Annotated in this window: 10 protein-coding genes; 5 read left to right on the top strand and 5 right to left on the bottom strand. The window is 70.2% G+C overall.

Going from position 1 to position 11874, the window contains the following annotated elements; all coding sequences use genetic code 11:
• Positions 1–49 precede the first annotated feature (49 nt).
• On the top strand, positions 50–781 hold the full coding sequence (locus BLR46_RS03355) for a sulfite exporter TauE/SafE family protein (protein ID WP_093248892.1): 732 nt from the start codon (positions 50–52) through the stop codon (positions 779–781).
• Positions 782–785: 4 nt separating this feature from the next.
• Here BLR46_RS03355 and BLR46_RS03350 read toward each other — a convergent pair whose 3' ends face one another.
• Positions 786–1217 (bottom strand): hypothetical protein, encoded by a 432-nt coding sequence (locus tag BLR46_RS03350; RefSeq protein WP_143008197.1) that lies wholly within the window; start codon positions 1215–1217, stop codon positions 786–788.
• An 80-nt stretch (positions 1218–1297) separates the two neighbouring features.
• Here BLR46_RS03350 and BLR46_RS03345 point away from each other — a divergent pair, with 80 nt between their 5' ends.
• Positions 1298–2425, top strand: coding sequence for a lipid II:glycine glycyltransferase FemX (locus tag BLR46_RS03345; RefSeq protein ID WP_093248888.1), 1128 nt, complete (start codon positions 1298–1300; stop codon positions 2423–2425).
• Positions 2426–2429: 4 nt separating this feature from the next.
• Positions 2430–3473 carry an alanine racemase gene (locus BLR46_RS03340; RefSeq protein WP_093248886.1) on the top strand — a complete coding sequence of 348 codons (1044 nt, stop codon included), beginning with the start codon at positions 2430–2432 and terminating at the stop codon, positions 3471–3473.
• A 115-nt stretch (positions 3474–3588) separates the two neighbouring features.
• On the opposite strand, the gene BLR46_RS03335 is transcribed toward BLR46_RS03340, so the two are convergent.
• The 4 genes from BLR46_RS03335 to BLR46_RS03320 are packed head-to-tail and all read right to left on the bottom strand — an operon-like array spanning position 3589 to position 10066.
• Positions 3589–4977, bottom strand: coding sequence for a glycosyltransferase 87 family protein (locus tag BLR46_RS03335; RefSeq protein WP_176761640.1), 1389 nt, complete (start codon positions 4975–4977; stop codon positions 3589–3591).
• A gap of 34 nt (positions 4978–5011) precedes the next feature.
• Entirely contained in the window at positions 5012–7285 is a 2274-nt protein-coding gene (locus BLR46_RS03330) for a transglycosylase domain-containing protein (protein WP_093248882.1), read from the bottom strand.
• Positions 7278–7688: a DUF5318 family protein gene (locus BLR46_RS03325; RefSeq protein ID WP_093248880.1), complete on the bottom strand. Its 411-nt coding sequence runs from the start codon at positions 7686–7688 to the stop codon at positions 7278–7280. Before BLR46_RS03325 ends, BLR46_RS03330 begins: the two co-directional genes overlap by 8 nt.
• A gap of 23 nt (positions 7689–7711) precedes the next feature.
• The gene (locus BLR46_RS03320; protein ID WP_093248878.1) at positions 7712–10066 is read right to left on the bottom strand and encodes an alpha-amylase family glycosyl hydrolase; all 2355 of its coding nucleotides are present in this window, start codon (positions 10064–10066) and stop codon (positions 7712–7714) included.
• A gap of 158 nt (positions 10067–10224) precedes the next feature.
• On the opposite strand from BLR46_RS03320, the gene mshB reads away from it, so the two are divergent.
• Both mshB and BLR46_RS03310 read left to right on the top strand, forming a co-directional pair.
• On the top strand, positions 10225–11118 hold the full coding sequence (mshB, locus tag BLR46_RS03315; RefSeq protein WP_176761639.1) for an N-acetyl-1-D-myo-inositol-2-amino-2-deoxy-alpha-D-glucopyranoside deacetylase: 894 nt from the start codon (positions 10225–10227) through the stop codon (positions 11116–11118).
• 240 nt (positions 11119–11358) lie between these two features.
• Entirely contained in the window at positions 11359–11829 is a 471-nt protein-coding gene (locus tag BLR46_RS03310; protein ID WP_143008196.1) for a hypothetical protein, read from the top strand.
• Positions 11830–11874: the final 45 nt, after the last annotated feature.

Raw genomic sequence — 11874 nt, 5'->3', positions numbered from 1 at the left:
GGCGCGTATCGGTTTGTCATCCTGGGCCGGCAGCCGGGATGCTCGACCCATGACCTGGTCGCTCGTCCTCCTCATCTCCGCCGCGCTGGTCGTCGGCATCGCGAAGACGAGCTTTGGCGGGCTGGGCGCGATCGCCGTCGCGCTGCTGGCCATGGGCATGCCGACGAAGGAGTCGACGGCCGCGGCGCTGCTGCTGCTGATCGTGGGCGACGTCGTCGCAGTGCTCAGGTATCGCCGGGCCGCGAAGTGGGCGCTGCTGAAGCGGCTGCTGCCGTCGGTCCTGCCGGGGCTGGTGCTGGGGGCGCTGTTCATCCACTTCGTCGACGATTTGGTGCTGAAGCGCTCGATCGGCGCGATCCTCGTCGTCTCCGTGCTGATTCACCTGGTGCTGCGGCGGCGGAGTACCGGTCCGGCGCCCGAGCACGCGCCGCTGGGGCTCTCGATCGCCGCGGGGACCGCCGCCGGCTTCACGACGATGACCGCCAACGCGGCCGGTCCCGTCATGACGCTCTACCTGCAGCTGGCCCGGGTGGACAAGCTCGCGTTCCTCGGCACCTTCGCCTGGTTCTTCTTCATCATCAACCTGTCCAAGACGCCGTTCACCGCGGCGCTGGGACTCTTCACCCCGGAGGTGCTGCGCAGCGTCGTCATCGGGATCCCGTTCGTGCTGGTGGGCGCGGCGGTCGGGATCCTGGTGATCCGGAAGGTGCCCCAGCGGGCGTTCGACAACCTCACGCTGGCCGCCTCGGCGGTGGCCGCCCTGGCCCTGTTGGTGCTCTGACCGTTCAGTTGGCGTCGCGGGTGTTGAACCACGCGTCCCACCAGCGACGGCCCCGCACCTTCACGGAGACGTGCCGCTGGACCCCGGTGAGGACCACCGTCGGCATCCCCGCGCGTGCCACGGCCTGCTCGTCGACGATGAGGTCGCCCTTCCCTCCGCGCTCGATCCCGACCACATCGACGCCCCACCCGTGGGGGACGATCAACAGCACCGTGCCGGCGCCGCTGTGGCCCTCGACCTCGACGCGCACGACCCGGTCGGCGGGCACCCTGGCCTGCAGCATGTTGAGCACGACCGCGCCCGGGCCCGGGCTCACCTTCAGGTGGGCGGGCACCTCCCAGTCGCCGGCCCGGCGGATCGTCCGCCACCTGCTCTCGACCTCGAGTCGCATCGGCAGTCCGGGAGGGCGAGGCACGACGTCGCGTCCTTGAGTCATGCGCCAAGTTTAGGCCGGACGGGCCACGTCGGCGCGTGATCCGGACGGGTCCGCCGGGCGCAACCGGTAGATTGAGGCAGGTGACGATCCAGGTTCGCCCCATTGATGCCGCACGCCAGCTCGAGTTCATCGCTGCGCGCGGCTCCGCCTCCTTCCTCCAGACCCCCGCGTGGGCGAGGGTGAAGCCCGAGTGGCGCGGCGAGACCGTCGGCTTCTTCGACGGCGCCGAGCTCAGCGGTGTCGGGCTCATCCTCTACCGCCAGCTGCCGAAGCTGAAGCGCTACCTCGCCTACCTGCCCGAGGGGCCGGTGCTCGACTGGTCACGTTCCGACTTCGCCGCCCACCTCGACGCGCTCGTCGCCTACGCGCGGCGCAACAAGGCCTTCGCCGTCCGCATCGGGCCGGCGCTGGTGCACCGCCGCTGGCACGCCGACACCATCAAGTCCGCCATCGCCGACGACGCCGTCACCAAGCTGTCAGAGGTCACCCCCGACGAGACCACCATCGACGGCACCCGCGCGCTGCGCGACCTGCAGCAGCGCGGCTGGCGCACCGACGAGTCCGGCCACGGCTTCGCCGCCGGCCAGCCGCAGTTCAACTTCCAGCTCCCGTTGCGCCACCCCGACGGCACCCAGAAGACCGACGACGAACTACTCAAGGGCATGAACCAGCTCTGGCGGCGCAACATCAAGAAGGCCGAGAAGCTCGGCGTCGAGGTGCGCGAGGGCACCCGCGACGACCTCGCCGCCTTCCACCGCATCTACCTCGAGACCGCCGAGCGCGACGGCTTCACCGGCCGCGCCCTCACCTACTTCGAGACGATGTGGGACGCGCTGAACGCCGAGCAGGAGGGCCGCATGCGCGTCTACCTCGCGGAGCACGAGGGCGACCTCGTCGCGGCCACGACGTACGTGCAGGTGGGCGAGCACGCCTGGTACTCCTACGGCGCCAGCACCAGCGCCAAGCGCGAGGTCCGCGGCTCCAACGCCATCCAGTGGCGCATGATCCGCGACGCGAACGCCGCCGGCTGCGCCGTCTACGACCTGCGCGGCATCGTCGAGGGAGTGGGCGCCGACCACCCCGAGATCGGCCTGATCCAGTTCAAGGTGGGCACCGGCGGCGACGCGGTCGCCTACCTCGGCGAGTGGGACTACCCCATCAACAAGCCCCTCTACAAGGCCTTCGACCTCTACATGAAGCGGCGGTGACCCCGTGACCCTCAAGCTGACGATCGACGCCGAGGCCTGGCGCGGGCACCTCGCCTCCATCGCCCAGCAGGTTCCGGGCCTGGTGCCCGTCGCGAAGGGCAACGGCTACGGGTTCACCATCCCCGTCCTCGCGGCCGAGGCCGCGCGCATGGGCGTCGACGCGCTCGCCGTCGGGGTGCCCGAGGAGGTGGACGCGGTGAAGGTCGCAGGGTTCGGCGGCGACATCGTCGTCCTCAACCCTTGGCGGCCGGGCGACGAGGCCGCCGCGGCCGGGCTGTCGGACCCCCAGGTGGTGACGACCGTCTCGCGCGCGGCCGACGTCGCCGAGGTCGCGCGGCTGGCGCCGGGCACCGCGGTGCTCGTCGAGGTGGCCACGTCGATGCACCGCCACGGAATCCCCGTCGAGGAGATCGGCGCGCTGGACCTCACCGGGCTCGACGTGCGCGGCTGGACCATCCACCTGCCGGCCGCCGGCTCGATCGTCGAGGCTCGGAAGCTGGCGACGGCGGTCGCCGCCCACCCGCAGGGCGCGGCCGGGGTGTGGTTCTCCCACCTGTCCTTCGACGACTACCGCACCATTGCGTCCGAGCTGGCGATTCCCACCCGGATGCGCGTCGGGACCCGGCTGTGGCTGGGTGCTCCGGCGACCTTCCGCGCCACCGGCACCGTGCTCGACGTGCACCGGCTGCCGAAGGGCACGACGGTCGGCTACCACGGGGCCAGGACCCCGGCCGACGGCAGCATCGTCGTCGTCTCCGGCGGCACGGCCCACGGTGTCGCGCTCGCCGCTCCCGCTACGCCGCACTCGTTCCGGCAGCGGCTCATCCCGGTCGCCGAGGCGCTGGAGGAGGTGCGCGGGCGCGTGACGTCACCCTTCGTCGTCGCCGGCAAGAAGCGGCCCTTCGCGGAGCCCCCGCACATGCACAGCTCGCTGCTGTTCGTCCCCGGGCCGGGCGAGCCCGCCAGGGTCGGCGACGAGGTCCCCGTCACCGTCCGCATGACCACGACGACCTTCGACCGCATCGACTTCGCCCCCGCAGGTCCCTGAGGGGCGGTCTTGAAGGGCCTGCGGTCAGTCGCCGGGGCTTCGAGACGCGCGCTTCGCGCGCTCCTCAGCCACCGGGTCAGCAGGTCCCTGAGGGGCGGTCTCGAAGGGCCTGCGGTCAGTCGCCGGGGCTTGGGTAGGGGTGTTTCGCGCGCTCCTCAGCCACCGGGTAGGGGTGTTCCGCGCGCTCCTCAGCCACCGGGCCAGCAGGTCCCTGAGGAGCGCGAAGCGCGTCTCGAAGGGCCTGCGGTGAGCGGGAGCGCAGGTCGCGGACGACGAGGTAGAGCAGCACGAGCTCGAAGGCGAGCCGGATCATCACGGCGAGGACGTAGACCATCTCGGGGCCGCTCTTCTCCGCCGTGAGGTGCCCCGAAAGCCAGCCCCAGACCGCCAGGTAGTGGAGCGCCTGCACCCCGCTCAACGCCCAGGCGGTCACGTCGACGGGGCGGGCGAGGAACACGGCGAACATGACCCAGAGCGCGGTCTGCGGCGGGTAGGCCGGGGCGAGGACGACGAGGATGAGCACGACCGCGGCCGACACCCGTCCTGCTGACGGGGTTCGGCCGGTGACGTACAGCCAGGCCGCCACGATGCCGATTAGCAGCGCCGACACGACGAACGTGAACGCCCCGAGCTCGCGGAACGGGATCCCGACCTCCTGCAGGAGGTACCAGATCGACCCGTAGCTGACGTCCTTGGTGATCTCCGAGTGGTAGTAGCCGTAGACGGCGTCGAAGTTGCGCACCAGCAGCGGCACGTGGACGAGCAGCCAGGTGGCGGCGAACGCCAGCCCGAGCGCGGCCAGCCGGACGGACCGGCGGCGCAGCAGCAGCGCCACGGCCGCGCCGAGCACGAAGGCGAGGGGCATCGTCGCGGCGGAGGCGGCCGCGCCGAGCGCGACGCCGGCCTCGATCGAGCGGTCGCGCGCGAGCAGCGCCAACCCCAGCGCGGTGAGGGCCAGTGCGAGGAGGTCGAAGTTCACCAGCCCTGCCGCCAACACCACGGGCGAGGCGGCGACGAAGAACACGTCCCAGGGCCGCCCCTCGCGCCGCGCGAGCAGCGCGGAGGCGACGATGAACAGCAGGAACGCGGCGAACAGCAGGATCGCCGACGCCCCGAAGTAGGCCGGGACCCCGGCGTACTGCGCGACGTCGGACGCGCCCGGCTGGATGTCCGCACCGAGCAGCCGCGCGAAGTGCAGCACGAAGACCAGGACGATCGCCAGCAGCGGCGCGACGGCCAACTGGTCGCCCCCGAGCGGCGAGCCGCCGGCGGCCCAGCCCTGCCACGTGTAGACCACCGGGATGTCCGAGTAGCAGGCGCGGATGTACGCGTTGATGGGATTCGCCGGATCGATGGTGAGGCACGGCAGGTGCCGCACGTACAGCACGGTGAACAGCACCGCGCCCGCAAGCAGCGCCCACGGCAGCGGGCGGAAGAACACTCCCCGGCGCCGGGCGTGGAGGCCGACCGGCCCGCCGAAGGCGGGCAGCAAGGCGTTGGTCACGGCCACACCCTACTGAACCCGCCGTCGCGGACCGCTACGGCTTGTCACGGCCCGGCGGCACGAAGCCGTCAAGCAGGCCGCCCTCCGTCGACTCCTCGGTGGGCGTCGTCGTGTCCGAGCTGGTCGGCTCCTCGGTCGGCTGCTGCCCGGGGGGCGACGGGTTGCCGGGCGGGGCGAGCGTCGTCGGCTCCGGCAGCGGGCTGGGCTCCTCCGTCGGCTCCTCCGAAGTGGGCTCCTCCGACGGGGTCGGGCTCGGCTCCTCGCTGGGCGTGGGGCTGGGTGACGGGCTCGGCGACTCACTCGTCGGCTCTTCCGACGGCGTGGGGCTCGGCGACTCGCTCGTCGGCTCCTCGCTGGGCTCCGGCGTCGGCGGCGTGTCGAAGTCCTCGACGGGTACCCCCTCCATGGCGGTGGTCATGAAGTCGAGCCACGTCGACAGCGGGTAGCCGGAGCCGTAGAACGTGCGGTCGCCGGGCTGTCGGTAGGGGACGAGGTTGTCGGTGCCGCCCTCCCCGGCGACGTACATCACGGCGGTCGACAGCTGCTTCGTGTAACCCGCGAACCAGGCCGACGTGATGCTGTCCTCCTCGGTGCCGGCGTTGGTGCCGGTCTTGCCGGCGACGGGGCGGTCCAGCGTCTGCGCGCGGCGGCCGGTGCCCTCGTCGACGACGGAGGTGAGCGCGTCGGTGGTGGCGGCGGCGATGTCCTGCTCGATCGTCGGCTCGGCGGCGGGCTCCGCCTCGTAGACGACGTTGCCCTGCGGGTCCTCGACCTTGGCGACGATGAACGTCTCGTTGCGCTGGCCGGAGTTCGCGAGCGTCGCGTACGAGTTGGCCATGTCGAGCGGGCTGACCTCGCCGAACCCCAGCGCGATGCGGTTGTTCAGCTGCTGCTGCCACGCCTCCGGATCCTCCGGCACGCCCGCGTCGAACGCGGCCTGGAGGATGGCCTGGGGGCCGCCCTCGAGCTGCTGGGTCAGGTCCACCATCGCGGTGTTGATCGACTGGGCGAGCGCCTCGCGGAGGGTGACGCTGCCGTACTGCTCGCGTCCCTGGTTGCGGATCGGGTTGGGGTCGCCCTCGGGGGTGAAGGTGTCGCCGTTCAGGCGCGTGTTGAGGTCGAAGCCCTCGCGCAGGCCGGCGATGACGGCGAACGTTTTGAACGTCGACGCCGCGGCGCGCGGGGTGGTGGCCCAGTTGCGCGGCTTCTCGACGTAGTCCGGGCCACCGTAGAGGGCGCGGATGGCGCCGTTGGCAGTGTCCACCGAGGCGAGCGCCACGTGGAGGTTCTCCGCCGTCGCGCCCTCCTCACCGTTCTCGGCGGCCTCCTGGGTGTAGCCCTGCGCCACCTCGACGGCGCGGTCCTGGAGCCGCTTGTCGATCGTCGTGGTGACCTTCAGGCCGCCGCCCTGCACCTGCTCCTGCGGAATGCCGAGCGTCTCCAGCTCGTCCTCCACCATCTTGATCAGGTAGCCCTTGGGGCCCCCGTAGCGGTTGTTGACCGGCACCTCGGGGAACTCCGGCAGCTGCGGGTAGGCGGCCGCGTACTCCTCCTGGGTGATGGTGCCCATCTCGAGCATGCCGTCGAGGACGTACTTGTAGCGGCCGTAGAGCGCGTCGAGCTTCTCCTGTCCGCCGGAGGGGTTGAACGCCGCCGGGTTGTTGAGGATCGCGGCGAGTGCGGCCGCCTCGGAGACCGTGAGGTCCTTGGCGTCCTTGAGGAAGAACGACTTGGCGGCCGCTTGGATGCCGTAGGCACCGCGGCCGAAGTAGATGGTGTTCAGGTAGCCCTCGAGGATCTCCTCCTTGGGCACCTCCTGCTCCAGCTTGATGGCGAGCATCAGCTCTCGCACCTTGCGCTGGATCGTCTGGCTCGGGTCCAGGTAGAGCACCTTGATGTACTGCTGGGTGATCGTCGAGCCGCCCTGCATCTCGCCGCCGCTGGCGATGGACCACGCGGCGCGGGCCATGCCGCGCACCGAGAACCCGGGGTCGGTCCAGAACGTGCGGTTCTCCGCCGCGACGACGGCGTCCTTCATCACCTGCGGCATCTGGTCGTAGGGGATCGTCTGCCGGTTCTGCACCGCCAACGACCCCAGCTGCTCGCCGCCGGCGTAGTGGATGAAGGTCGTGTTGGTCTGGAAGTCCTCGTTGGGATCAGGGACATCCGTCGTCGCGTACAGGTAGATGAACGACCCAACGCCCATCAGGCCCAGCACCAGGACGAGGATGGCCGCAACGAGTGCGATGCGCTTCCCGACGCCCTTGTTCTTCCCCCGTCGAGCCTTCGAGCGTTTGGCCTCAGCCATAGATGTCCTCCACTGTGCGCCGACGACGCGGCGGTTTGCGCTTCTTACCGTCCCCGAGCAGGTACGCCAGGACCATGTGGTTCCACTCGCACTCCGTGCAGACCTCGACGACGCAGACCCTGAACTCGCCGAACTCGGACTGCATCTCGTCCAGCTCCGCGGTGGACTTGATCCGCCCCGAGAACTGGCCGAGCTGCTCGCCGAATACGTAGTTTAGGTTGAGCAGGGGCAGATGCCCGCATACGGGGCACTCCCGCCCGCTCTCCTCGCCGTGGTGCAGCGCCGACCGGATGAGCAACGGATGCGCGTCGAAGTCCCTCAGCGCAGGCGGGACCCGCTGCAGACGCTCGAGCGAAGCCCGTCGCTGCAACGCATAGTCGATCACCTCGCGTTTGGACCACATCGCAGTCAAGCGTAGGCAGGGGGTCAAACCGACGGCGTGTCGGCTTGCGCCGCGCCCGGCGCGCCCTTCCTCGTCTCGTGCCACACGGTGATCGACCATGCCGGGAGCGCCTGGCCCCCGACGACGATGTCGCCGGCGTCCTCGTCCCAGTAGTTGCAGATCGGCTCGAACATCAGCGCGGTGTCGATGAGCTTGCGCCACTGCCACCCGTCGCGGGCTTGCGGCACCTGGAAGTCGACGGTGTGGTTCTCCATGTTCACCATGAGGTAGAAGTCCTCGTCGGGTGCCTGGATCTCAAGCGCGACGGCGCGGGAACCGTCCTGCGGGTCCCCGCCGGAGGGGCTCTTCCACGTGTAGGTGGCGCCGGGCTGGTCCTCGTGCTTGCCCCAATTCCGCTGCCGGAGTGCCTGGTGCTTCAGGCGCAGGTGCGTGAGGAATCGGACGAAGCGGAAGAGCCCGTTGACGTGGTCGTCGGTCTGGAAGACGCCGAGGTTGTCGTGGTAGGCGGCGTCCAGCCCGTGGCCGACGGGCACCGTCTGGGGGGCGTTCGTCGGGATCATGGCGTAGTTGTTGCGCATGGCCGGGGACTCCAGCGCCCACGGGTTGTTGTTGCCGTTCTGGGTGCGGCCGAACTCGTCGCCCGCCACCACCATCGGCACGCCGCGGCTGAAGAACAGCAGCACCCACAGGTTGCGCAGCCGCTGGCGGCGCAGCGCGTGCGAGCCGCCGGAGTCCCACGAGAGGTTGTCGTCGGAGCCGCCGTCGGAGGGGCCGAACGGGTACTCGTGGAAGTTCTGCTTCTCGTTGTAGCTGACCAGGTCGGCCAGGTTGAAGCCGTCGTGGGCGACGATGAAGTTGATCGACTTCTGCGCGCCCTCGTTGTCGGCGAAGTGGTGGTAGTCGCCGTTCATCATCTCGAGGAACTCGAACGTGTTGCCGTCGCCCTTCGAGAAGCGACGGACCGCGTCGCGGTACCGGCCGTTCCACTCGCCCCAGCCGCGCGGGAAGTTGCCGACCTCGTAGCCCCACAGGTCCCACGCCTCCGCGATGGCGGCGATGTCGTGCTCCTTCGCCCAGTCGGCGATGCCGACGAGCAGTTCGTGGTCGGTGAAGAAGCGCTTCTGCGCCTGCCAGTCCTCCGGGTGCGCCTCGTCGGGCTTCCGGCCCAGCACGGTGGCGAGGTCGAAGCGGAACCCGTCGACGTGCATGTCGAACGCCCAGTAGGCCAGCGAGTCCTTGACGAGCCGCACGGCCGCGTCGGAGGAGAAGTTCAGCTGGTTCGACGTACCGGTGGCGCCGTCGATGAGCATGAAGTCGGAGGTCATCTGGTAGTACTCGGCCGTCGCGAAGCCGCCCAGGCTCGTGAAGCCGGTGGTGTTCACGTCGCCGTTCCAGTTGCCGCCCTCCGCGGTGTGGTTGTAGACGACGTCCAGGTAGACCTCGATGCCGTGCTCGTGGAACGCGTCGACCATCTCGCGGAACTCGCGCGTCGGGCCGCCCTCGGTCTGGTCCGACGAGAAGCGGCGGGCGGGCGCGAAGTAGCCGAGGGTCATGTAACCCCACGAGTTGGACTTGCCGGGGCGCCCGGATTCGGAGGCGTTCGTCTCGTGGATGGGCAGGAACTCGACGGTGTTGAAGCCGAGCGCCTTGAGGTAGGGCGCCATCATGCCCGCGCCCTTGTAGGTGCCGCGGAACTCCTCGGGGATGTCGACGACGTCCTCGAAGCCGGGCTCGTGCTGCAGCAGCTCGCGCAGTCGCGACGTCGACTCGTGGCCCGACAGCTGCTCGACCTGCACCTCGTAGATCTGCGCGTCCTCCTCGGGGAGCCTCGGCGACGGGGTGCGCGCCGGCGGCTCGGCGACGATGATGCCCTTGGGCGCGAGGCGGCCGGTGTCGATCAGGCGACGCTCCCTGCCGTGGTACTCCTCGCCGCCGGTGCCGAACACGCCGTCGTCGAAGCCCATCTCGTGGATCTGGTCCGTGTAGACGTTGTGCGTGATCTCGCGGGCGTAGGGGTCGAACAGGACCTTGTTGGGGTTGAACCGGTTGCCGTGCGCGTCGAGGTCCGAGCGGAACCCGCGTCGCGAGCCCGGCTTCCAGTTGCGCTGGTAGCGCCAGTTGTCGCCCCAGGCGCGGAAGGCGTAGAGCGCGCCCAGCTGGAGTCCCTGGAGTTTGCCCCTCCAGACGCCGTCGGCGCCCTTGGCGAGCTCGAAGGAGGCGTAGGCGTCGACGCCCAGCGCGGCCTCGTAGAGCTCGAGCAGGATGCGGGTGGCGTGGGGTGCACGCACGGCGAAGGTGACGCCGTCGGCGTGGGGGTGAGCGCCCAGGGGCCAGTCAGCGGTGGCCCAGTGGTGCGTCTCGATCGGGACGATTTCCATGGGGCAATAGTGGCACGTCGGGGCGCTAGGGCCGCCAACGCCCAAATAGCCCATCTAATAGTTGAATGATAAACTATCTCGCAAGGGGTTTGCGGGCTCTTCAGCCTCGCCCCGCCGGAACCTATGATGCCCCTAGCGACCGACAAGGAAGAGCACCAGTGAGCAACCCGCGACTTCTCCTCGTACACGCCCATCCGGACGACGAGTCGAGCCAGTCCGCTGCCACGATCGCGCGATACGTGGACGCGGGCGCCCAGGTGACCCTGGTGACCTGCACCCTCGGCGAGCGCGGCGAGATCCTCGTCCCCGACTGGGAGCACTTCACCGAGGCCGAGCTCGGGCAGCACCGCATCGACGAGCTCAAGGCCGCCATGGACTGCATGGGCCTCACCGACCAAGTCTTCCTCGGCGGCGTCGGCCGCTACCACGACACCGGCATGGACCGTGCCCCCGACGGGTCGGTCATCGTGCCCGCGGAGGTTCCCGACAACGCCTTCTGGAACGCCGACCTCCTCGAGGCCGCCAACTTCCTCGTCGAGATCATCCGCTCGCGGCGCCCCCACGTGCTGTCGACCTACAACGCCATCGGCGGCTACGGGCACCCGGACCACATCATGGCCCACCGCGTCGCCATGTACGCGGTGACACTGGCGGCCGCGCCGTCGCACGCGCCGGAGCTCGGCGAACCGTGGCAGGTGCAGCGCGTCGTGTGGAGCACGCACAACACCGCGATGTGGCAGAAGGCCTACCCGATCGCGCGCGAGAAGTTCCCCGACCTCTTCGGCGGCGAGGAGCGCGACCCCGACTCCTTCGGCCCCGCCGTCGACTACATCGAGGCCGTCGTGCCCATCGAGGGCTACTTCGACGTGTACCGCCGCGCCCTCGCCGCGCACCCCAGCCAGGTGCGGATCGACGACCCGTTCTGGCAGTTCCACGCCATCACCCAGCAGCTGCCCGAGGCCGGCGAGGCCTACGTCTTCGGCTGCGGCCAGCCCTTCCCCCCGTCGGACAAGCCGCACACCGACCTCTTCGTCGGCCTCGACCTCGACTGACCTCCGGCCCTTCGAGACGCGACTCCGTCGCTCCTCAGGGACCGGGGCGAGGAGCACTGCGTCGCTCCTAGGGACCGCGTTCACCTGCCTCCCTCGCCGTTGGCCTGCCCCCCTCGAAGGGGCCTGCGCGGTTTCGCTTCGCCTGCCGGATCCGGCAGGTTTTCTGCACGCAGACAGGTGAACCCCGGCTACTTCATGGGGCCACCCAAGCCCATTTTCGGCCGTGCCTAGGATTGCGCCATGGCACGGGTTCTTGTGGGTGTGGCGGCGGGTTGCTGCCTCGCGCTCGCGGCCTGCGGCTCGCCGGCGGAACGCGATCTGCCGTCCCCGACGCCCACCGTCCCCCACGTCGCGCTGCCGAAGCCGAAGCTGCCGTGGAACGAGGACTTCGCCGCCCACATCGAGCTGGAGCGCGTCAGCGTCGGGGAGCAATCACTGCTGCTACCCAAGGGCATCCGGCTGCCCGACGACGCTGCCGTGGCGGCGGCGACTGAGGCGACGGTCGTGCTGGCGGACCCGGATCCCGCGTCGGTCGTGCGCGCGGTCGAGTCGAGCGGGAGGCGCAGTGGCTACGTCGAATATGCGGCGTACGACGACGTGACGGTGTGGCTCGGCCACGGCATGGTGGTCCGGCTCGAGGCCCGGCGCGGCGCGCAGGTGCTCGCCTGGGCCCCGGAGTCGATGAAGGACGCGTTCGCCGACTCGCACTGAGCGCAGAGAAACCCGTGGCCCGTCGCCAGCAAGCCAGCGCGACGG

This window comes from Tessaracoccus oleiagri (assembly GCF_900103275.1).
In the GTDB taxonomy this organism is placed as follows: Bacteria; Actinomycetota; Actinomycetes; order Propionibacteriales; family Propionibacteriaceae; genus Arachnia; species Arachnia oleiagri.
The sequence above is the reverse complement of the archived record's forward strand: the minus strand, read 5'-3'. Positions and strand labels throughout refer to the sequence as shown.